Genomic DNA, 21,098 nt, shown 5'->3' on the forward strand with positions numbered 1-21,098 from the left:
CTTGGCAGCCCCCTTTGGAAGCTACCGTTCCGGCGAGGGCCTGAGCCGGTTCGGCAGGTATACAGGCAACCTCACCCCTCCCCCTCGATCCCCAGCCCCGTTCCCAATTCGTCCGCGCCCAGATCGGTCAGCTCGCATTCCAGGCATTCGACGTCGAGCCGGATGGCGCCGCCCTGGGCGAACAGCAAGAGCGCGCTGCCGCTGGGCTCCTCATCGCGGCCGTCCCGGGGATGAAACTCGATGCCGACGAGGTCCAGGACCGCCTCGGGTGTCGCGAGATCGATGTTGCGCGACTTGCAGGCGAGCACGCGATCGAAGCGGAGCGCTGAGACCAGCCGGCGCGGCCCGGTCTCGCCCGCCAGCGTCTGCTCCCAGTCCAGCCGGCTCATGCCGACCACCAGGCGCTTCTCGCCCTGCCGCCAGATGATGTCGGAAGGCTGCACGCGGGCATCCTGCACATGGGTCGAGATCACCGCGAGATCGTCGGCATCGAGCGCGATCAGTTTGAGCTGGGGAGACATCACCGACACTTCTCCTCGAGGGCTGATACGGCTCAACGCGCCGGGCTGCCGAAATTTCCGCGCAAGCTAGCGATCACGCGGACTAGAGGCTATTGATATCCTTCATCTCCAGCAGCTTCTTGGGATAGCCGACCCGGGCGACATAGATCATGGCGCGGCCCATCTGCCCGGTCGAGGTGACGAGCCCAGGCGAGATCCGGCGCAGCACCGACCACAGCGGCCAGGTCACATCATAGACCGCTTGCACCCAGGGCGTCTTCGAGCGGATCCCGTGCAGAGGCTGGATCGCGCCTGGCCGGAACATATAGGCGGCCTTGAACGGCAGCTTGAGTAGATCGTTCTCGGTCTTGCCCTTGACGCGCGCCCACATCCGCGAGCCCTGCTCGGTGGAATCTGTGCCGGCGCCGGTGACATAGGTGAAGGTCATCTGCGGATTGAGCCGCGCCAGCGTCGTCGCCGCGGCGAGCGTGATGTCGTAGGTGAGATGGCGGTAGCGCTCTTCACTCATGCCGATCGAGGAGACGCCGAGACAGAAGAAGCAGGCGTCATAGCCGGTGAGCTGTGCCTCGATCGCCGAATAATCGGTGAAATCGTCGTGGATGATCTCGGTCAGCTTGCCGTTGCGCACGCCGGTCGGGCTGCGCCCGACCACCAGCACGCGCTCGACGCCGGCATCGACCAGGCACTCGCGCAACGCACCCTGCCCGACCATGCCGGTCGCGCCGAAAATGATGACATGCATCGGGACGTCCCCACCGAAGTCACGGCTCATGCGGCGGCCGCGATCTCGTCGAAGGATACACCGGTCAGCGTCGCCGAGACATCCCACAACATGGCCGCCGAAGCGAAATCCTTCGCCTGCGGCATGATCCGCGCCGGCACGGGCGGCCCCTTCAATTCGTAGAACCAGTTCGGGCCGTAATAGCCAGCGGGCTCAGCGGCCGCCGACGTCGCCGCAAATAGCGTGGGCAGTGCGCCTTTCGCAGCGGACTGGCTGATCAACGGCTGGAGCAACCGACCAACTCGCCATTGCAGGGTGTTGGTGCCAGGCCCGTTCGGAATGAGATCGGTGCGCGCGTAGCCGGGATGCGCGGCAACGCTTCGCAAGCCCCAGCCCGCCGCATCGCTACGCCGTTGCAATTCGAGCGAGAACATCAGCATCGCGAGCTTGGACTGGCAGTACGCACGCCAGGGACGATAGGACCGCTGGCTCTGCAGATCGTCGAAATTGATCGCGCCGGAGCGATGCGCGAGGCTGGAGAGATTAACAACGCGCGCAGCTTTCGCACGGCGAAGCTGTGGCAACAGGCGGGCGGTCAGGGCGTAGTGGCCGAGATAATTGGTGCCGAGCTGCAGCTCGAAACCATCCTCGGTCTGCCGCCGCTTCGGCAGCGCCATCACGCCGGCATTGTTGACGAGGAGATCGAGCTGCTCGTTGCTGGCGGCAAAGCGCCGGGTGAAATCGGCCACGGAGGCAAGGCTTGCGAGGTCGAGATGTTCATAGGCAATCAGGGCGTTGGGAAACCGGGCGCAAATGCCCTCGATCGCCCGCAGACCCTTTGCGTCGTTGCGCCCGGTGAGTATGACGATGGCTCCGGCGCCCGCCAGTGCCAGCGCCGTCTCGTAGCCAAGGCCGCCGGTGGCCCCGGTGACGACGGCGGTCTTGCCGCTGAGCGAGGGGATGTCAGCCGTGGTCCAGTCGATCATGCCATATCTCCGTTCAGGGCTGGAATGAGGCCAGCGACGGGTCTAAATGTGCACTGAGTGCAAGTTTGCAAGAGGTGAAATGATTTGAAGGCTTCGAAGCCCGCCGCGACATCGGCCAGCAAAGCCGCCAAGCCATTGCCGGCACGAGCAAAATCCGCTGCCAGCCCCGGCCTGCGCCAGCGCAAGCAGCAGGAAACCCGCGAGCGGCTGAAGCGCGCGGCGATGGGCTTGTTCCTCGAGCGCGGCTTCGAGGCCACGACCATCGATGACATCGCTGCCGCTGCCGACGTCTCGCGCCGGAGCTTCTTCCATTATTTCGCGTCGAAGGAGGACGTCGTCGCCGCCTGGCAGGAGGATGCGGCCGCCGCGCTGGTCGCCGGGATCCTCGCGCGGCCTGCGGATGAGTCCATGCTCACGGCGGCGGAAAACGCGATCGCAGCCGCGGTCAAGCGGATCGACCCGACCGAGGCGGCGGCGATGTCGCGGCTCAAGCGCGACAATCCCGCGCTTCAGGCCCGCGACCAGCTCAAATACGAAAAGCTCGAGCGCGCGCTCGCGGACGGACTTGCGCAACGCTCGGGGCACAAGTCGGACCGGCTGAAGGCCCGCCTCGTCGCCATGATCGCCACCGGCGCGATGCGCGTCGGCGGCGAGAGCTGGCTCAGCGAAGGCACGCGCGACAAGCCGGAGGCCTTCGTCAAGCGGACCTTCGACGCGATCAGGGCGATCCTGGCGTGAGCGATCCGCTCAGCCCTTGAAGAACGCCAGCAGATCCGCGTTGATGGTTTCGGCGTGCGTGGTCGGCATGCCGTGCGGAAAGCCCTTGTAGGTCTTCAGCGTGCCGTTCTTGAGCAGCTTGGCCGACAGCGGCGCGGAATCGGCGTAAGGCACGATCTGGTCGTCGTCGCCGTGCATCACCAGCACCGGCACGTTGATCTTCTTCAGATCCTCGGTGAAGTCGGTCTGCGAGAACGCAACGATGCCGTCGTAATGCGCCTTCGCGCCGCCCATCATGCCCTGGCGCCACCAGTTCTGGATCACCGCTTCCGACGGTTTTGCGCCGGGACGGTTGTAGCCGTAGAACGGGCCAGCGGCGATGTCGCGGTAGAACGCCGAGCGGCCGGCGGCGAGCGCCGTCTGAAAGCCGTCGAACACGCTCTTCGGCAGACCGCCGGGATTGGCCTCGGTCTTCACCATCAGCGGCGGCACCGCGGAGAGGATTGCGGCCTTCGCCACCCGGCTCTCGCCATGGCGCGCGATGTAGTGCACGACCTCGCCGCCGCCGGTGGAATGGCCGACATGGATGGCGTTCTTGAGGTCGAGATGCGCGCTCACCGCCGCGAGGTCGTCGGCATAGTGATCCATGTCGTGACCGTCGGCGACCTGCGCCGAGCGGCCGTGGCCGCGGCGATCATGGGCGACGACGCGATAGCCGCGGGTGACGAAGAACATCATCTGCGCGTCCCAGTCGTCGGACGACAGCGGCCAGCCATGGCTGAACACGATCGGCTGGCCCGAACCCCAATCCTTGTAAAAGATCTCGACGCCGTCTTTGGTGGTGATGATGGGCATTGGGGGGGACTCCTTTAGTCAGAAACGATCAGGCGAACGCCATCGGCTTGTAGCGGCGCCAGGCGCCGATGGTCACCAGCACGAAGAACACCAGCACGATGCCCTGCACCACGGCGAACACAGGGCCCGACGGCGGCGCGGGCGGCACGGCCGGCGCGAGCGCGGCCAGCGCCGGCACCTTCAGGAACGACTGGATCACCAGCACGAAGACGTTGAAATAGAGCGAGATCATCGCGGTCACGATATAGACCGGGCGCCACGCGCCCGCGAGCTTCATGCCGTACAGCGCGATGCAGGCGATCGCGAGCAGCACCAGCGAGATGCCAGCGATGATGTACGAGGGCAGCAGCTCCTTGAATGGAAACAAGAAGCCCGTCGCATTGGTCAGGATGGTGAAGAAGAGGAAGATCGCGGTGAGGCCGGGCATCGGCTTCGAGCCGAGCAAGCCGAACATCACGATCAGGCCGGCGGCGATGGCGATCAGGCTGATGATGACATGGACCAGTGTGAAGGCTTGCAGGCTCATCCCGAGAACCATGGCATCTCTCCTACTCTCTGCATTGAGATCAGAGTATTGTTATTACGCTCCTCATCGGATTGCCACCTGCGCTGACGTCACATATGCGGGCGCAGCCATGCGTCATCGTGCGAATCGACAAACGCATGGCTGATTTTTTTGCAGCGCTGTCACAAAGGACAGCAGCTTTCGACGAAAGTTGAAGCGAGCGTTGCGATCACACTTCCTTGGTGTCGAAGATCAAGAGGTCGGCGCCGCCGCTGGCGAATTTCGGCACGTCGCCGGCGGCAGCCTTGCCCGCTTCGCTGCCGAAGGCCTTCTGGATGTCGCCCACGCTGTCGAAGGAGAGAATGGCGACGAGATGAACGCCTGAAGGTCCGGCCGGCGAGCCGACAGCGCCCGTACTGACGGCGTATTTCTTCAGGCCGGGCAATTTCTTGGCGAGCGGAATGTGGGTCTCGGCATAATGCTTGTCGAAGGCGGCAACGTCTTTGGGCGTCTTGTAGAGCACGACGAGTTCGGCCATTTAGTCCTCCCTTGAGAATCTTTTCTTCCACGCGCGATTGGCCTCGCGACGCGGCGATAGTCCGTGGGACACGGCAAGATGGCAAGTCACAATCGGCTTGCCATTCGCTTGTCTTGTCCTTGACTTATTGTTTGAGCACGATCTTTTCGGAAAACCGCTTCACACTTTTCCGGATCGTGCTTTAAAGCGCCGGTTTTGCGGCGTCACCGAGATAGCCGTGCAGGGAGGCCACGACCTGCGCGCCTTCACCGATGGCGCCACCGACGCGCTTGACCGAGCCGGAGCGGACGTCGCCGACGGCGTAGACGCCGGGCACGGAGGTCTCCAGCGGCGCCACCAGCTTGCCCTGGTTCAGCTCGGACTGCGCGCCTGTGACGACGAAGCCGCCGCGATCGAGCGTCACGCCGCAGCCATCGAGCCAGGTGGTGGCGGGATCGGCGCCGACGAACAAGAAGAGATTCTTGATGTCGGCGGAATCCTCGTCATCGGACAGCCGGCTCTTCCAGCGGATCCGCCGCAGCAGCGTTGCCTCGTCGCCTTCGAGCGCGGTGATCTCGGTGTTGAAGAGAAGCTCGATGTTCGGCGTCGCTTCGATGCGCTCGATGAGATAGCGCGACATGCTGGCCCCGAGGCCGCCGCCGCGGATAATCATCAGCACGCGTCTGGCGTGTCCCGACAGGAACACGGCCGCCTGCCCCGCCGAATTGCCGGCGCCGACCAGCGCCACTTCCTCGCCGGCGCACAGCTTCGCCTCGACCGGGGAGGCCCAGTACCAGACGCCGCGACCCTCGAACTTGTCGAGGTTCTCGATGTCAGGCCGGCGATAGCGCGCGCCGCTCGCGACCACGATCGAGCGCGAGCGCAGGGGATCGCTGCCGTCGAGCGCGACGGAAAACGCACCGTCCTTGCGCGTGCAGTCGAGCGACTTCACCGTGACAGGAATCATGATGTCGGCGCCGAATTTTTGCGCCTGGTTGAAGGCGCGCGCCATCAGTGCCTGGCCGGAAATGCCGGTCGGGAAACCCAGATAGTTTTCGATGCGCGCGCTGGCGCCGGCCTGGCCGCCGAAAGCGCGGGTGTCGAGCACGGCAACCGAGAGCCCTTCGGACGCCGCATACACGGCGGTCGCAAGCCCGGCCGGTCCGCAGCCGACGATCGCGACGTCGTAGATCCGGTCGTTGCGCGGGCCGCCGATCATACCGATCGCGCGCGCAAGCTCGGTCTCGCCGGGATTGCGCAACACCGCGCCGTCGGACGTGACCACCAGCGGCCAATCCTCAGGTTTCGGCGAATAGCGCGCGATCAGCTCGGCGGCATCCCGGTCACGCTCGGGATCGAGCAAATGATGCGGCTGGCCGTTGCGGGTGAGAAAGCCCTGCAAGCGGACCACGCCGGCCGAATGCGACGGGCCGATCAGCACAAGGCCGCCGACGCCGGCCTGCAGCAGATTGACCCGGCGCAGGATCAGCGCGCGCATGATGCGCTCGCCAAGCTCGGCCTCGGCAACCAGCAACGCGCGCAGCCGCTCCGGCGGCAACAGCAGCGTCTCGACATCGCCTTTGGCGCGACCATCGACCAGCGCCGGACGGCCCGAGAGCTGGCTGAGCTCGGCCAGAAATTGCCCCGGTCCCTGGTCGATTAACGGGGTGATATTGCCGAGCCCGTCGCGCTGGGTGATGGCGACATGGCCCTTCAGCACGACGAACATGCCCGGCCCCGGCTTGCCGGTCTCGAACAGCAGCTCGCCGTCTGTGTAGGTGCAGAGCTCGCCGAAATGTCTCATGCGCTCGATTTCGGCGGATGTCAGCGCGGGAAATGTCTGCTCGGGGCGGGTGAAGCGCGACATCATCGCATCGCGTTCGGTTTGGTGTGAGTTGTCCTGCCCCATGGTCACTGCATGCACTCCAAAAATTCTGGCCGCTCGATTTTAGCGGCCGGTCCTGTCTAATGGTCCAGTCTTGCCGACGGTCCCCTCATCTAGGCAACCATCGTCGACTTGCGAGGGGTCGGCGCTTGCGGCGCGTTCGCGCGCCTGCAGCTTCCGCCGCTTCAGATTCTCTCGCAGCGCCGATTTCAGGCGGTCGTCCCGCGATCCCTTCGCCTGTCTCGCGCTTCTGTCGTTCTCGTCAGCCATCACGGGTCCATACAGCGGTTGGCGATAACATGCCCGGAGAATGCGGCAGCTCAAGAGGGCCGTGCGGTCCCGATCGTGCGAAACTCAAAATGGGTCGAATCCGCCGCACCGGCCAACTGGCCAGTTGGCCGGGGGAGTAGGAACCAAAATCGACGGAAAGTCGGTCGTTTCGGGCCAAAGCAGCCGTGATACCCCCGATATCGCCCCGATTTTCTCGCTTTGGCGGGTCCTGCAAGCTTGCACAGCGGGGAGGCCTGTGGCAGATATCGGCCCGCTTGGTAGGCCCCTCGGGCGGCCGATTCTTATCCCAGCACATGCTGCCGTAGCTCAGTGGTAGAGCACTCCATTGGTAATGGAGAGGTCGACAGTTCAATCCTGTCTGGCAGCACCATTTCATCTCTCGAAGTACGCATGAATCAGCATTCTCGCGGCACGAAACGCCCGAGTTATGCTGTTTTCCGTCGCCCTCCTCTGTGAAGAGGGCGCAGGGAAGACCGGGTGCCGACGGGCACCCGCGGTCCGCTGCGCGAAAGTGTAGCGCAAGGAAACCGCACAGCAGCATACAGGTGACGCCGAACACTCGGCCTTCCCTGCGCGATGGGTTGACGGCGTATGCCGCGCTCTCCCGGGAGCCGAATTCCTTCTGGCCTCCCTCGCTTTCAGCGAATTGACGATGTGGTTGACCCGGTTGGGCGCTCCACACCTCCGCGAAAGCTTGGCTGTAGCGACGACAGCCAGGACCACACGATTTAGCCGTACGCAGCGATCCCGCTTCGCCCAAGGGCTTCGCGGGATACAGGCGCCGTTCGTTCGACACGGCTTGCAGAGAGCTCACGGGGTTCGGCTCAATCCTCTGCCCGCCCTGCTCCCACATCCGCGCCGGCGCTGCCGCGTCCACCGCCCCCCAACCCACGTTCGTGACGACGTACGATCGCCCCTCCCCAGGGGTCAGGATGGCGGGAGTGTGCCGCAAATCCGAATTTCGGTAAAGTGGAATATTTTTATGAAGGAGGGTTGACGGGATTTTGGTGGGAGCCGGGTGTTTTGCCCGACGGGTTAGATCGGCGCAAGTAAGGTTAATTCTTCCTTTCGATTGTCGGTAAAATTTTATCTATTATCGTCTTTGTCATTCGTGACGAACCAAAGGCTTCAATAGTGTTTGCGTTTTGCCTGATCGTAACTGGGACTGCGCTGCTTCTCTCCGGCTTGGTTGCCCTCGGGCTTCATAGAAATTCGCTGCACTCATTGGCGTTGCTGTAGCTCGTAGGATGGGTAGAGCGGAAGCGAAACCCATCAAGGCCTTCCCTCCCCGGTGACGAAACATGATGGGTTTCGCAAGTGCTCTACCTATCCTACGGGCTACGAACTCGCGGCATCGCCGAGACGCACATTCAATTCGCAGAGTTTCCCTCTTCATCCATTCGATGCCTGGTGAGGCGATCGTCGGAACGGCGCAGGCGCCGGCACAGCTCGCGATTGATGTTCTGCAGGACGATCACATAGGCGTGGATATCGGCCTTGTAGCAGGCGTAGAGCTTTTGCGCGGTCAGCTCGTACAGCACGGTCGGAGCCTCCGCGACCACCGTGGCGGAGCGGTTCTGCATTTCGATCAGCGTCATTTCTCCGAAGAAATCGCCGGGCCTAAGGGTGGAAATCGGGATGGCGTCCCCCGAATTCGCCCGTTTGCTCACCGCGAGACGACCGGATTTGACGATGAACATCGAGCGTCCCGGCTCGCTTTCCGCCACGACGGTCGCGCCGACGTCGAAGCTGCGTTCGACCAGCATCGATAGCAGGAGGTCGAGACTTGGGTCCGTGAGACCGCCGAAGAACGGCGTCGCGAGCAGGAATGCTTTCAGATCGGAAGAACTTTCAGTCATCGCCCCAACCCGCAATCGCAATCGATTCTGCCCGGTTCACTACCTCGCAATGCTCTCGCCGCGCAACGCCCGCTTTCGCCGGAGATCAATCATCGCCTTGGCGGTTGCAGCGAGGACAAATGCACAGAGCGTCGCTTTCGAGATTGTCTCCATCGTCCCCTCGATCAGCAGGCAATGGACCACGCCGCTCGCGACGATGACGATCGCGAGCGGAAGATGGACGATGCGCCAGGTTCGCAGTCGTAGGCCCAGCCGCCGGCGTAGCAGCGCCAGAAGCGCGACAGCGAAGATGGCCCACATCGCGATCACGCCAAAGGGGGAGAACGGCGTCGGCGACGCGAAGGTCAGGGCGTCGATCATATCAGGCGGACTGGTGATCCAGAGGCCGGCGACATGGATCACCACCGCGAAGGCCAGCGCGCCGCCGATCCAGTGGTGTGCACGCCGCCCGCGATAGGCCGACAGGCCAGGCAAATATCCGCCGATCAGCAAAGGCTGAACCAGCACGAGACCGAGGGCGACGATGCCTGCGAATCCAGCGAGGATGTAGACAGGACCGCGCCATGCGAGCTGCTCGCTTGCCGCAGCGAGCGCGATCGGCACGCCGATGGCCAAAGCAAGGGCGGCCCAGATCAAGGGCACCCGGGCCGATCTCCACGCCTTCACTTGCAACGCGGTCAAGCCGGCTGAAGCACGAAGTGCGCCTCGAGGCTGGTTTCCTTCGCGCTTCGCATGATCGGCCGCAGAAAGACGGTTTTGAACTCACCGCTGTCGTAGGCGAGATGGCCGTGCGGCTGGCCGAAGATCGGAATGATCTGCGGCATCTCGAGCCGGAACGCCCCATCCTTGTCGGTGAGCGTGGCGCCGTGGCTCTGCGGCTCGTGCTCCTGGCCTTCGACCGTGTGCGCCCAAATCTGGATGCGCTGCCCGGCAAGCGGCGCCCCGTCGCCGGCACGGCGGACGGTGCCGCTCATCCAGAAGCCGCCCTTGCCGATCCGCTCCACGACCGCCGCGCCCTTGCGGTAGTTGTTCGCCCCGCCCGTCATCGACTCAGTCGGCGCGAGGCCGTCCGCACGGGCCGGCAGCAGGAGTCTGGAAGCCCCGACTGTCAAAACTCCGGTTGCGAGGACGGTGCCGCCGGCGGCGAGGAGATTGCGGCGGCTGAGTACGACGATGGTCATGTCGATTCCTCCTGCGACGGTTCGGTGGACCCGCGGAGGGTACAACAACAGGCGCGAAAGGCCCAGTTGAGACGAAGGGCGCCATGGGTCGCAATAACAGGGTTGTGAACGGAGGTGCGGGCCGCTCAAACAGCTTCGTAGGATGGGTACAGAGCACGCTCTACCCATCCTACGCGCTGACACTACATGTGTTGTTCGCCGCCGCGCGTCATTATCCTGCCCCTCCACTCCGGTGCCCCGCATGATCCCCTTCTCCGTGCTCGACCTCGCGCCTATCAGGCAGGGCGCTGACGCCGCGCAGGCGTTTCGCAACTCGCTTGATCTCGCCCAGCATGCGGAAGCCTGGGGCTTCAAGCGCTTCTGGCTGGCCGAGCACCACAACATGACGGGCATTGCGAGCGCGGCGACATCCGTGGTGATCGGGCATGTCGCGGGCGGGACCAGGACGATCCGCGTCGGCTCGGGCGGCGTCATGCTGCCGAACCATTCGCCGCTGGTGATCGCCGAGCAGTTCGGCACGCTGGAGTCGCTCTATCCCGGGCGGATCGATCTCGGGCTCGGCCGCGCGCCGGGCACCGACCAGCTCACGGCGCGGGCGATGCGGCGCGATCTGGCGACGGCTGCCGAGAATTTTCCGCATGACGTGCTGGAGCTGCAGGCATTGCTCGGCGATGTGCAGCCGAACCAGGCGATCCGCGCCGTGCCCGGCATGGGGACGAAGGTGCCGCTCTGGATCCTCGGCTCGAGCATGTTCGGTGCGCAGCTCGCGGCGATGCTGGGGCTGCCCTTCGCATTCGCCTCGCACTTCGCGCCGCAGATGATGATGCCGGCGCTGCGCGAATACCGCGCGCGGTTCGAGCCCTCGGCGCAGCTCGACAAGCCCTATGCGATGGTTGGCGTCAATGTGTTCGCCGCCGACAGCGACGGCGAGGCGCAGCGCATGTTGACCTCGCTGCAGCAGCAGTTCATCAATTTGCGCCGCGGCACGCCCGGCCAGCTGCCGCCGCCGGTCGACGACATGGACGCGCTGTGGTCGCCGGCCGAGAAGGCAGGCGTCACGCAATCGCTGGCCTGCTCCGCAGTCGGCTCGCCCGCGGTCGTCGAAGAGAAGCTGAAGGCGCTGATTGCCGACACCGCAGCCGACGAGCTGATGACCACGGGACAGATCTACGATCACGCCGCCCGGCTGCGCTCGTTCGAGATCGCGGCCGAGGTGCGGGATCGGCTGGCGAGGCAGCCGGTGCTGTGAGCGCGATGTGCGCACCCCGACGAAGGTGCGCTCTTGGCGAGTCCCGAGCCTCTAATCCGTATACCCGAACAGCTTCGCCGGATTGTGCACCAGGATCTTCTCCAGCTCCGCCTGGTCGGGCGCGTAACGGAACATCAATTCGAGCAGATCGGCGTCGTTCGGCGGCTGCTTCACCGAGACCGGATGCGGCCAGTCGCTGGCCCAGACGCAGCGGTCGATCGCGGCCTCGATATAGCTGCGCGCGATCGGGATGACATCGTCATAGGGCGGACCCGCTTGCGATGTCTTCTCGCCGAGCGAGAGCATGACCCAGAAATTGCCCTTCTTGAGCAGCTCGAGCATCTTTCGCAAGTTCGGATCGTCCTTGCCGCGCGAGGGGTCGGGGCGGGCCATGTGGTCGATCAGCACGGGCACGTCGAGATTTTCGTATTTGGCGACGCTGGAGACGATGCCGTCCTTCTCCGGCTGGATCTTGACGTACCAGCCGAGCTCGCGAATCCTTGCGATCGCACGGGCGAAATCAGCGTCCGACAATACCGCGCCCAGCTCCTGTCGAAAACTGAAGCGCGCGCCGCGCACGCCGGCATCATGCAGCTTGGCAAGATAGGAATCGTTCGCTTCGGCAAACACCAGCGCGTTGGCGCAGCCGCGATAGTTCGGGCCCATCGCGGCGAGACCGTCGAGCACGACGGAATGATCGGCGCCGTAGGTCGTTGTTTGCACGATGATGCCGCGCTCGATGCCGAGCGTCTTGTGCACGCGCAGTGCCGCTTCCCAGGTCGCGGTCGGCATCCGATAGGCCGCACCCGGACGTTCCGGATATTTGTCGACGGGGCCGAGCACGTGAAACTGGCTGTCGACGGTTTTCGGCGGCGGTGCCTTGATCGGACGGCGCGGGTTCGGATCGAACGGCAGATAGGTCGGCATGCGCAAAAACTCCCTCAGTCGATCACGGCGGTGAAATCGCACTGCACCAGTGCGCCGCCGTCCATGTTGTCCATCGGCAGCGCGTGACGCGCCGGGCGCGAATGCTCGTCCGGAAACATTTTCAGCCATTCGACATTGACCGGGCCGCGCTGCGTGCGGTCCTTCAGCCACACCGTCATCTTGATGATGTCGTCCGTCGTGCCGCCCGCAGCCTCCACGGTCGCCTTCATATGCGCGAACATGTTGGCGCATTGGGCGTCCAGGCTCTCCGGCATCACGCCGGCCCCGTCGCGGCCGAGGATGACGCCGGACATCACGAGATTGCCGATGCGGCAGGCGTTCGGGATCGGATTGGCGTGCTTGAAGCCGCCAATATGGATGCTCTTGCGCCGCGTTGGGCCTGTCATGGTGCGCTTCCTCTTTTTATTGGTTCAGACGAACTGGCACGACACGGAGCCGAAGGCGCCATAGTCGGCATGAAACGTGTCACCGCGGCGGATATCGACCGGACGCGTGAACGATCCTGCCAGCACGACTTCTCCGGCGGCAAGATGCTCGTCATGCGGTGCCAGGCGATTGGCGAGCCAGGCGATGCCGTTGGCGGGATGGTTGAGCACGCCGGCGGCAAGGCCGGTCTCCTCGACCTCGCCGTTGCGAAACAAGAGTGCGCCGATCCAGCGCAAATCCGCGTCCAGCGGACGGAACGGCCGGCCGCCGAGCACCAGCGCGGCATTGGCGGCGTTGTCCGAGATGGTGTCGACGACCTTGCGCGCCTTGCCGGTCTCGGGATCGACGCGATGCATGCGCGTCTCCAGGATTTCGAGCGCGGGCGTGACGTAGTCGGTGGCGTTGAGCACGTCGAAGATGGTGCAATCCGGACCGCGCAGCGGTGCCTTCAGCACGAAGGCGAGCTCGACCTCGATCCGAGGTGCGTGAAAGCGATCGAACGGAACCGGCGTGGCATCAGCATAGAACATGTCGGCAAACAGCACGCCGTAATCGGGCTCGGAAATGCCGACCGCGTTCTGCATCGCCTTCGAGGTCAGGCCGATCTTGTGGCCCTTGATGACGCGGCCGCGACCGAGCTGAAGTTTTGTCCAGGCGCGCTGGACGGCGTAGGCATCCTCGATGCTGAAGCCGGGATAGTCCTTTGAGAACATTGGAATCAGCGCCTTGGTGCGCTCGGCCTCATCGAGGCGCCCAGCAAGGCACTCGATCGTGACGGTATCAAGCATCACTTACTGCTCCGCGGCCACGGTGTTTCTGAGCACGCCGATGCGGCTGGACTCGACCTCGACGACGTCGCCAATCTTCAGCCAACGCGGCGGATCGAAGCGGGCACCCGCGCCCGTCGGCGTGCCCGTCACGATCATGTCGCCGGGCTTCAGGGTCGCAAAGGTCGAGAGATAGGAGATCAGGACATCGAACGGGAACATCAGCCGCTCGGTCGTGTCCTGCTGCCGCACCTCACCGTTGACGCGCGTGACGATGTCATGCGGCCCGCGCGGATCGAGCTCGTCCGCGGTGACGATCCACGGGCCGATGCTGCCGGAGCGGTCAAAGTTCTTGCCCTGCGTGACGTTGAACTTGCCGTGGCGCAGCCAGTCGCGGATCGTGCCTTCGTTGCACAGCGTCATGCCGAAGATGTGCGCGAAGGCCTTTTCGCGCTGGATATGACGGCCGCCCTGGCCGATCACGATGACGAGCTCGCCTTCGTAATCGAGCTGATCCGAGACGTGCGGCTTCTCCAGCGGCTGGCCGGAGCCCGTCATCGACGACATGCTGCGCACGAACAGGCTCGGATATTTGGGCAGGTCCGAATTGTCTTTATATTCGGCATTGCGTTCGGCGTAATTGACGCCGATGCACCAGAGCTTTTCGGGCGACAACACCGGCGGCAGCAGCGTGATCTTCTCCAGCATATAGTCGGGCTTCTGGCCGGCCACCGCCTCTTGCGCCTCGGCCAGCGCGTTGGCCGCGATCAGCGCCTTCAGGTCGGAGAAATCGCGGCCGATCCGCGTGGTCAGATCGACCACGCCGCCATCAGTCGCCGCGCCGTAGCGCGGCTCTCCGTCCACCAGATAGCTCAGCAGTCGCATCGTCGTTCTCCAATGGTCTTCAGGCGGCGTACGCCAGGCGTCCGCACGTTCAGTCCTTCGATTTGGGCGTCTGGAACACGGTGTTCAGCGTCACGATCTCGCCGAGGCGGGCATAACGGGGCCCGCCGATGCGGGCGATCGGATCGAGTGCCGCGGTCTCGACCTTGCCGTTGGTGACGAGGCCGTCGCGGATGTGGAACATCACGACCTCGCCGACGATCAGCCGGCTGCGCGCCTCGCCGAATTCGAGGCACTGGCGAAAGCGGCATTCCATCGCAACCGGCGCAGCGGCGAGCCTTCGTACCTTGATGCGCTCGCAGTCGAGCGTCTCCAGCCCGAGCTGCTCGACCTCGCTGATTTCAGGCGGATGCTCGATGGAGCTGTCGTGCACCGCATTCATCAGCGGCGTGTCGGCGATGTGGATGACATATTCCTCGGTGTCGAGGATGTTGTGCGCGGTGTCCTTGTAATCAGCGCCCTTGCGGCCGACGCTGATGGCGAGCATCGGCGGCTTCTGCGAGACGAAGGTGAAGGCGCTGAACGGCGCGAGATTGAGCACGCCGGCGCGCGACAGGCTCGTCACCCAGGCAATCGGGCGCGGCACCACGATGCCGGTCATCAGCCGGTAGATGCGCTCCGCGCCGAGCTCGGTGGGGTCGATCCGCATCGCTCAGTCAGCCTTGATGTTGGCCTTGCGCACGACCGGAATCCATTTGGCGTCCTCGCGCTCGAGATATGCCCTGAACTCGTCGGGCGTCATCGCGACGGCTTCGCCGCCGAGATTGTCGAACTTATCGACTACGCCCGGATCTTTCAGGATCGCAACCAGCGTCTCGTGCAGCTTGTCCACGATCGGCGCCGGCGTGCCTGCGGGCGCGAACAGGCCCGTAAACGTCTGGCCATCAAAGTCCTTGTAGCCGAGCTCGGCGAAGGTCGGCACGTCGGGCAGCGACTTCAGGCGATGCGGGCTGGTGACGGCGAGCGCACGGAACAGGCCGGCCTTGATGTGCTGGAGGCTGACCGTGAGCTGGTCGAAGGCGAACTGCACCTGGCCACCAAGCAAATCGTTGATGGCCGGCGCGTTGCCGCGGTAATGCGCGGTGACCCATTGCAGCTCGAGGCTCGACTGCATCAGCTCGCTGAGCAGGTGGTTGGTGGTGCCAGGACCGGGCGAGGCCATGGTCAGCTTGCCGGGCTCGCGCTTGGCCAGCTCGATGAATTCCTTGAAGGTTGTGGCCTGCACCGACGGATGGACCTCGAGCACCAGCGGCGTCATCGAGATGGTCGAGATCGGCAGGAAGTCCTTCTTCCAATGATAGGCGTCGCGCTTGTTGATCTCAGTCGCGAACAGCACCGGGCCATTGGCGCCAACGAACAGCGTGTAGCCGTCGGGCGCCGATTTCGCGAAGGCCTCGCCCGCGATCATGCCGCCGGCACCGGCCTTGTTCTCGATGATGAAGGGCTGGCCGAGCTTTTCCTGGAGCTTGTCGGCGATGATGCGCGCGGCGCTGTCGACATTGCCGCCGGCGGGATACGGCACGATCAGCTTGACGCTGCGCGCCGGCCATTGCTGGGCCGACGCGGGCCCCGCCAGCATCGCAGTGACGACGACCATGGCAATCGCGATTAATCTCATGTTAACCTCCCGGCGGCGCTTCCAAACTCAATTCGAACGCTTCGCCGTTGTGCACGGCGCTTGATCGCCGCGCAATCTCCCGATGAGCGCTTTACCTGTCGAGTGAATTGTGGCGTTCTTGTCCATAATATGGACCAAGCCCATTCCTCAAGATCCGCGCGCAACGCGCTGGAACCGCGACAGGGCGCGCAAGCGATCCGTCGCGCATTATCGGTGCTGCGTATCCTTGCCGCAGGCCGCGAAGATGGTGTGCCATTGGCCGAGGTGGTGCAGGCCACCGGCCTCACACGCCCGACCGTGCACCGCATCGTTCACGTGCTGATCGAGGAAGGCATCGTCGAGCGGCACGACAGATCCGGCCGCTACGCGATCGGCAACCAGGTGCCGGAGCTGGCGCTCGCGCGCCCCCGGCCATCGCCGCTGCTGGTGGCCGCAGGTCCTTCGCTGCGACGCGCCTCCGCCGAGATCGGCGACACGCTGTTCCTGACGGTGCGCACCGGCAACGACACGCTGTGCGTCGATCGCAGGATCGGCGCCTATCCGATCCAGGTGCTGTCGATCGAGGTCGGCGCGCGCCGCCCGCTCGGCGTCTCCAGCGCCGGCGTCGCCATCCTCGCCGCGCTGCCGGCGCAGGACGCGCGAAAAATCGTCACAGCGAACGAGAAGCGGTTCGAGGCCTATCGGACCGACGCCGCAACCGTGCTCGGCCAGGTCACCGCGGCGCGGCGGCGCGGATTTGGCATGAGGGAGATCGGTCTCGTGCAGGGCACGACATCGATCTCCACCTGGATCAAGACCCCGGACGGGCGCCCTGCGGCGGCGATGACCGTGTCCGCCGTTCGGACGAGGCTCGGCCCCCGCCGCGAGCAGGAGGTTGCGGAGATTTTGTTGCGCGAGGCGCGGAGCATCGAGCAGGCCATTCGTTCGAGTGCATAGCGCTGCGCGAGCCCGCGCGAGACTGTCAATGGGCTGACGTGGCGCGCGTTTTTGTGGCACAAGGGCCGCCATCGCCGATCGACCAACGAGGCCACGCATGCCCGCGCCAAAACCGCCTGCCTTCGAGACCCTGAGCCTGCACGCGGGCCAGCATCCGGATCCCGCGACCGGCGCCCGCGCGGTGCCGATCTACCAGACCACGTCCTACGTGTTCCAGGATTCCGATCACGCGGCGGCGCTGTTCAATCTGGAGCGCGCCGGCCACATCTATACGCGCATCTCCAACCCCACCACCGGCGTGCTGGAGGAGCGGCTCGCGGCGCTGGAGGGCGGCGTTGGCGCGATCTGCACCGCGAGCGGCATGGCCGCGCTGCATCTCGCCATCGCGACGCTTCTGAATGCCGGCGACCACATCGTGGCGTCGAGCTCGCTCTATGGCGGCACCATCAATCTGCTGGCGCACACGCTGCCGCGCTTCGGCATCACCACGACTTTCGTGAAGCCGCGCGATCATGATGCGTTCCGGAAGGCGATCAAGCCGAACACGAAGCTCGTGATCGGCGAGACCATCGGCAATCCCGGACTTGAGGTGCTGGATATCCCGAATGTCGCCGCGATTGCGCATGAGGCAAAGATTCCGCTGCTGATCGACAACACCTTTGCGACGCCCTATCTCAGCCGGCCGATCGAGCTCGGCGCCGACATCGTGATGCAGTCGGCGACCAAATGGATCGGGGGCCACGGCATCGCCATCGGCGGCGCTATCGTCGATGGCGGCCGCTTCGACTGGCGCGCGTCGGGCAAGTTCGGCGTGCTGACCGAGCCCTATGGCGGCTATCACGGCATCGTTTTCGACGAGCAGTTCGGCACGGCGGCCTTCATCATGCGGGCGCGCACCGAAGGCTTGCGCGATTTCGGCGCCTGCCTGTCGCCGACCAACGCGTTCCAGCTTTTACAAGGCGTCGAGACGCTGGGCGTACGCATGGATCGCCACATCCAGAACACGCATCTCGTGCTGGAGGCGCTGAAATCCAACAAGGCCGTGGACTGGGTGCTGCATCCCACGCTGGAGGACCATCCCGACTACCAGCTCGCGAAGACGCTGCTGCCGCGCGGGGCGGGCTCGATCGTCTCCTTCGGCATCAAGGGCGGCCGGCCTGCGGGCCGCAAGTTCATCGAACAGCTGCGCATGATCAGCCATCTCGCCAATGTCGGCGACGCCAAGACGCTGGTGATCCACCCGGCCTCGACCACGCATCAGCAGATGGACGCCGAGCAGCTTAGGGCTGCCGGCATCGGCGAGGAGCTGGTGCGGCTGTCGGTCGGCATCGAGGCCGCCAGCGACATCATCGACGATCTCGCGCAGGCGCTGCGCATCTCGCAGAAGGTTTGACACGATGAAGCTCTCCGTCAACGGCGCCGAGGTGTTTGCCGCAACCGGCGGCCGCGAGTTCGACAAGGCGCTGCCCACGGTCGCCTTCATCCACGGCGCCGGCTTCGATCATTCGACCTGGGCACTGCACACGCGCTGGTTCGCCCATCACGGCTTTGGCGTTCTCGCTCCGGATTTGCCCGGTCACGGCCGCTCGGCCGGGCCGTCACTCACAAGTATTGCTGACATGGCCGACTGGACGGCGGCGTTGCTCGGTGCGGCGGGCGCAGCGAAGGCGCACCTGATCGGCCATTCCATGGGATCGTTGATCTCGCTGGAGACCGCGGCACGGCACCCGGCCAAGGTCTCGGCGCTGAGCCTGATCGGCACGGCCGCGACGATGACGGTCGGCCCGGATCTGCTCAAGGCCGCCGAAGCCAACGAGCAGGACGCGCTCGACATGGTCTCGATCTGGGGCCTCGGCTTCAACGCCGAGCTCGGCGGCAGTCTCGCGCCGGGCCTGTGGATGCATGGCGGCGCACAGGCGGTGCTTCAAGCTTGCGAGCCGGGCGTGCTGTTCAAGGATTTGTCGGCTTGCAATGCCTACGCGAATGCGCTCGCTGCGGCGGCGAGCGTGAAGGTGCCTGCTACCCTCATCCTCGGCGAGCGGGACATGATGACACCGGCGAAGGCCGGCAAGGCGCTCGCCGCCGCAATCCCGCATGCGAAAACAATCGTGGTGCCGGGCGCGGGCCACATGATCATGGCCGAGCGGCCCGATGAATTGCTCGCGGCGTTGAGGGGCTGATAGGATCAATCTTCCGCGTTGCGCGTTGCGGTTGGACACCTTTGCGATTGCAAGAGGGAACTCGACCCATGCCAAGACAGGAAGTCATTCGTAAAGCCAAGCGGGACAAGCGCGCCGGCAAATCCGCCAGCACGCAGGCCGGTGAATTCGTCAAGGACGAGATCGACAAGATCAGGAAAGGCAAGCATGGCGCCCGCTCGGCGCGCCAGGCCATCGCCATCGGCCTGTCCGAGGCGCGCCGCGCCGGCGTCGACCTGCCGCCGCCACGCAAGGGGCGCGTCAAGAAGGCGACGCGCCGCAGCGCCAAATACGCCTATGAAGCCGGTCAGGGCAAACGCACCCCGAAGCGCCGTCCGCGCGTCTCGCGGGCCGTCGAAGGCGTCCTGAAGAAGGAGCCGCGCTCGACCGCATCGCGGAGTGCGCTGTCGAAGCAGGGCAAGCGCGCCGCGAGCCGGCGAACCGCTGCGTCACGCTCGGCCGCTGCACGGAAGGCGAGCCACACCAAAGGTGCCAAGGTCCGCTCCACCGCGGCAAAGAAGGCGGCACGCACCAGGGCCCGCCGCCGGAGTTGATCTAGCTCGCGCGCCGGCTCCGCTCCGAGAACACGGCACGCGCGGCGCGCTCGGCCTCGCGTGCCGAGCGGAACTGACGGCCTTCGAGACTGTCGAACAGGCGCTCGGAGGAGAAGAAGCGGAAGCCGCGCTCATCTCTTGTGATGATGCCAGCGGCGCGATCGTGGATTTCGATGATGTAGGCGTTGGACCGGGCCTGAAACTGGGCTTGAAACTGGGCTTGGGACATGACTGCTCGCTCGCCGAAATCTCGGCGTTCCTGTATTGGATTTGCGGTGTGAGGCGTTGCCAGGAGGTGTGGTCAGCAACAACAACAGGCGCTGGTAGCCGCGGAGAAACAGCGCCGCGTCATGTACGCGTGCATGTCGTCAGGATTACGCTGGTGATCGGTTCTCATATCGCGGCATCAAGCTCGAGGAGCAGTTTCAATGCTTCGAATATCGAGCGATTGGCGCGATTGGTCAATGAAATGGCTGTCCATATTTGGCAGCGGAGCGCTGGGGTGCTCCTCCCGCTGCAAGTGCCGACAGGCGGATTCATCTCGCGATGAGTTCAACGCGCCCGCACGGCCAGGCGTGGTAAACTTCGGCTAACGCAATCATGGGGAGATCCTGATATGGCGCACGATCTGAAGGGGCGCGTAGCGCTCGTCACCGGCGGCTCGCGCGGGATCGGCGCTGCCGTCTGCCGCGCGCTGGCCGAGGCCGGCGCAGCCGTGGCAATCAATTGCCGCGAGCAGATCGGACAGGCCGAGCAGCTCGCAGGCGAGATCGGCCAACATGGCGGCCGTGCCATCGTCGTTGCCGCCGACGTCTCGCAGCGCGAGGCCGTTGCCAACATAGTCGCGCGCGCCGGAGCCGGGCTCGGGCCGATCGATATTCTCGTCAACAATGCCGGCATCGCCATCACGCGCGGCGTCGACGATCTCACCGAGGACGATTTCGATCGCACCATCCTGGTCAACCTGAAATCGGTCTTCCTGTGCACACAGGCCGTGCTGCCGTCGATGCGCGCGCGAAAGTGGGGCCGCATCGTCAACGTCTCCTCGGGTGCCGCGCGCGGCGCTGGCTCGATCGGCCCGCACTACAACGCCTCCAAGGCCGGCATGGAGGGCCTCACGCGCGGTTACGCGGCGCGGCTGGTGAAGGAGGGCATCACCGTGAATGCCGTAGCGCCGTCGCTGATCGAGACCGACATGATGAGCGGCCAGCCGCAACTCATCAGCCGCATCCCGCTCGGCCGCTTCGGCACGGCGGATGAGGTGGCGAAAGCCGTGATGCTGCTGGTCGACAACGCCTATATGACGGGGCAGACCATCGCGCTGAGCGGTGGGATGGCGTTTAATTGAAACTCGGTGATTGCGGCCTGTCCAGCGGATGGATTGGTAACAGAACAGACCGGATGGATGGGTGACACTGTTCATGATTTGGTCGGCTCCGGCGCTGCGCTAGCGCAGCGCCG

The 21,098-nt window shown here is 64.8% G+C and carries 25 protein-coding genes and 1 tRNA gene; 8 read left to right on the plus strand and 18 right to left on the minus strand.

Translation table 11 applies throughout. The annotated features are described in order from the left end of the window. Positions 1-71 precede the first annotated feature (71 nt). From ABID58_RS10240 to ABID58_RS10250, 3 genes are all read right to left on the minus strand, one after another. A complete protein-coding gene (locus ABID58_RS10240) occupies positions 72-521 on the minus strand; it encodes a DUF2948 family protein (RefSeq protein WP_187434694.1) in 450 nt (149 codons plus the stop codon). 82 nt (positions 522-603) lie between these two features. Continuing rightward, positions 604-1,263 (minus strand): NAD-dependent epimerase/dehydratase family protein, encoded by a 660-nt coding sequence (locus ABID58_RS10245; RefSeq protein WP_354032531.1) that lies wholly within the window; start codon positions 1,261-1,263, stop codon positions 604-606. A gap of 26 nt (positions 1,264-1,289) precedes the next feature. Then, positions 1,290-2,228 carry an SDR family oxidoreductase gene (locus tag ABID58_RS10250; RefSeq protein WP_354032532.1) on the minus strand — a complete coding sequence of 313 codons (939 nt, stop codon included), beginning with the start codon at positions 2,226-2,228 and terminating at the stop codon, positions 1,290-1,292. A gap of 84 nt (positions 2,229-2,312) precedes the next feature. On the opposite strand from ABID58_RS10250, the gene ABID58_RS10255 reads away from it, so the two are divergent. Further along, on the plus strand, positions 2,313-2,966 hold the full coding sequence (locus ABID58_RS10255; RefSeq protein ID WP_148749895.1) for a TetR/AcrR family transcriptional regulator: 654 nt from the start codon (positions 2,313-2,315) through the stop codon (positions 2,964-2,966). Between the two features lie 9 nt (positions 2,967-2,975). Here ABID58_RS10255 and ABID58_RS10260 read toward each other — a convergent pair whose 3' ends face one another. The 5 genes from ABID58_RS10260 to ABID58_RS10280 all read right to left on the minus strand — a co-directional run bounded on the left by ABID58_RS10260 (position 2,976) and on the right by ABID58_RS10280 (position 6,977). Beyond that, entirely contained in the window at positions 2,976-3,800 is an 825-nt protein-coding gene (locus ABID58_RS10260; protein WP_354032533.1) for an alpha/beta fold hydrolase, read from the minus strand. Positions 3,801-3,828: 28 nt separating this feature from the next. Beyond that, positions 3,829-4,338, minus strand: a complete 510-nt coding sequence (locus ABID58_RS10265; protein WP_354032534.1) for a hypothetical protein — start codon at positions 4,336-4,338, stop codon at positions 3,829-3,831. 196 nt (positions 4,339-4,534) lie between these two features. Continuing rightward, entirely contained in the window at positions 4,535-4,843 is a 309-nt protein-coding gene (locus ABID58_RS10270; protein ID WP_148749892.1) for an EthD family reductase, read from the minus strand. A gap of 181 nt (positions 4,844-5,024) precedes the next feature. Continuing rightward, the gene (locus ABID58_RS10275; protein ID WP_354032563.1) at positions 5,025-6,731 is read right to left on the minus strand and encodes an FAD-dependent oxidoreductase; all 1,707 of its coding nucleotides are present in this window, start codon (positions 6,729-6,731) and stop codon (positions 5,025-5,027) included. A gap of 39 nt (positions 6,732-6,770) precedes the next feature. Beyond that, positions 6,771-6,977, minus strand: coding sequence for a hypothetical protein (locus tag ABID58_RS10280; RefSeq protein WP_354032535.1), 207 nt, complete (start codon positions 6,975-6,977; stop codon positions 6,771-6,773). 316 nt (positions 6,978-7,293) lie between these two features. On the opposite strand from ABID58_RS10280, the gene ABID58_RS10285 reads away from it, so the two are divergent. After that, positions 7,294-7,368 (plus strand) — tRNA-Thr (locus ABID58_RS10285). 1,000 nt (positions 7,369-8,368) lie between these two features. Here the strand turns inward: ABID58_RS10285 and ABID58_RS10290 are convergent. From ABID58_RS10290 to ABID58_RS10300, 3 genes are read right to left on the minus strand one after another with little or no spacing between them, the layout of a single operon-like run. Continuing rightward, positions 8,369-8,857, minus strand: a complete 489-nt coding sequence (locus ABID58_RS10290) for a cyclic nucleotide-binding domain-containing protein (RefSeq protein WP_148749889.1) — start codon at positions 8,855-8,857, stop codon at positions 8,369-8,371. Between the two features lie 39 nt (positions 8,858-8,896). After that, positions 8,897-9,499, minus strand: coding sequence for a ferric reductase-like transmembrane domain-containing protein (locus ABID58_RS10295; protein ID WP_502916395.1), 603 nt, complete (start codon positions 9,497-9,499; stop codon positions 8,897-8,899). A 35-nt stretch (positions 9,500-9,534) separates the two neighbouring features. Beyond that, positions 9,535-10,038 carry a peptidase associated/transthyretin-like domain-containing protein gene (locus ABID58_RS10300; protein ID WP_354032538.1) on the minus strand — a complete coding sequence of 168 codons (504 nt, stop codon included), beginning with the start codon at positions 10,036-10,038 and terminating at the stop codon, positions 9,535-9,537. 241 nt (positions 10,039-10,279) lie between these two features. On the opposite strand from ABID58_RS10300, the gene ABID58_RS10305 reads away from it, so the two are divergent. Continuing rightward, positions 10,280-11,287, plus strand: coding sequence for an LLM class flavin-dependent oxidoreductase (locus ABID58_RS10305; RefSeq protein WP_354032539.1), 1,008 nt, complete (start codon positions 10,280-10,282; stop codon positions 11,285-11,287). Positions 11,288-11,338: 51 nt separating this feature from the next. On the opposite strand, the gene ABID58_RS10310 is transcribed toward ABID58_RS10305, so the two are convergent. The 6 genes from ABID58_RS10310 to ABID58_RS10335 are packed head-to-tail and all read right to left on the minus strand — an operon-like array spanning position 11,339 to position 15,949. Continuing rightward, entirely contained in the window at positions 11,339-12,214 is an 876-nt protein-coding gene (locus tag ABID58_RS10310) for an amidohydrolase family protein (protein ID WP_354032540.1), read from the minus strand. A 14-nt stretch (positions 12,215-12,228) separates the two neighbouring features. Then, the gene (locus ABID58_RS10315) at positions 12,229-12,621 is read right to left on the minus strand and encodes a RidA family protein (RefSeq protein WP_354032541.1); all 393 of its coding nucleotides are present in this window, start codon (positions 12,619-12,621) and stop codon (positions 12,229-12,231) included. Positions 12,622-12,645: 24 nt separating this feature from the next. After that, positions 12,646-13,449, minus strand: a complete 804-nt coding sequence (hpaH, locus tag ABID58_RS10320; RefSeq protein ID WP_354032542.1) for a 2-oxo-hept-4-ene-1,7-dioate hydratase — start codon at positions 13,447-13,449, stop codon at positions 12,646-12,648. 3 nt (positions 13,450-13,452) lie between these two features. Next, the gene (locus ABID58_RS10325; protein ID WP_354032543.1) at positions 13,453-14,313 is read right to left on the minus strand and encodes a fumarylacetoacetate hydrolase family protein; all 861 of its coding nucleotides are present in this window, start codon (positions 14,311-14,313) and stop codon (positions 13,453-13,455) included. Between the two features lie 49 nt (positions 14,314-14,362). Next, entirely contained in the window at positions 14,363-14,980 is a 618-nt protein-coding gene (locus ABID58_RS10330; protein ID WP_354032544.1) for a flavin reductase family protein, read from the minus strand. Between the two features lie 3 nt (positions 14,981-14,983). Further along, positions 14,984-15,949, minus strand: coding sequence for a Bug family tripartite tricarboxylate transporter substrate binding protein (locus ABID58_RS10335; protein WP_354032545.1), 966 nt, complete (start codon positions 15,947-15,949; stop codon positions 14,984-14,986). A 129-nt stretch (positions 15,950-16,078) separates the two neighbouring features. Here ABID58_RS10335 and ABID58_RS10340 point away from each other — a divergent pair, with 129 nt between their 5' ends. The 4 genes from ABID58_RS10340 to ABID58_RS10355 all read left to right on the plus strand — a co-directional run bounded on the left by ABID58_RS10340 (position 16,079) and on the right by ABID58_RS10355 (position 19,637). Next, on the plus strand, positions 16,079-16,885 hold the full coding sequence (locus ABID58_RS10340; RefSeq protein ID WP_354032546.1) for an IclR family transcriptional regulator: 807 nt from the start codon (positions 16,079-16,081) through the stop codon (positions 16,883-16,885). Positions 16,886-16,982: 97 nt separating this feature from the next. Beyond that, on the plus strand, positions 16,983-18,278 hold the full coding sequence (locus tag ABID58_RS10345) for an O-acetylhomoserine aminocarboxypropyltransferase (protein ID WP_354032547.1): 1,296 nt from the start codon (positions 16,983-16,985) through the stop codon (positions 18,276-18,278). 4 nt (positions 18,279-18,282) lie between these two features. Continuing rightward, a complete protein-coding gene (locus ABID58_RS10350) occupies positions 18,283-19,065 on the plus strand; it encodes an alpha/beta fold hydrolase (protein ID WP_148749877.1) in 783 nt (260 codons plus the stop codon). 68 nt (positions 19,066-19,133) lie between these two features. Beyond that, positions 19,134-19,637 carry a DUF6496 domain-containing protein gene (locus tag ABID58_RS10355; protein ID WP_148749876.1) on the plus strand — a complete coding sequence of 168 codons (504 nt, stop codon included), beginning with the start codon at positions 19,134-19,136 and terminating at the stop codon, positions 19,635-19,637. 1 nt (position 19,638) lies between these two features. Here the strand turns inward: ABID58_RS10355 and ABID58_RS10360 are convergent, their stop codons facing one another. Next, complete coding sequence (locus ABID58_RS10360) at positions 19,639-19,866, minus strand: hypothetical protein (RefSeq protein WP_148749875.1); 228 nt, start codon at positions 19,864-19,866, stop codon at positions 19,639-19,641. A 387-nt stretch (positions 19,867-20,253) separates the two neighbouring features. Between ABID58_RS10360 and ABID58_RS10365 the strand changes: the two genes are divergently transcribed. Next, entirely contained in the window at positions 20,254-20,985 is a 732-nt protein-coding gene (locus tag ABID58_RS10365) for an SDR family NAD(P)-dependent oxidoreductase (protein ID WP_148749874.1), read from the plus strand. The last annotated feature ends 113 nt before the right edge of the window (positions 20,986-21,098 follow it).

Origin of the sequence: Bradyrhizobium sp. S3.2.6 (genome assembly GCF_040546885.1) — a bacterium.
GTDB lineage: Bacteria > Pseudomonadota > Alphaproteobacteria > Rhizobiales > Xanthobacteraceae > Bradyrhizobium > Bradyrhizobium cytisi.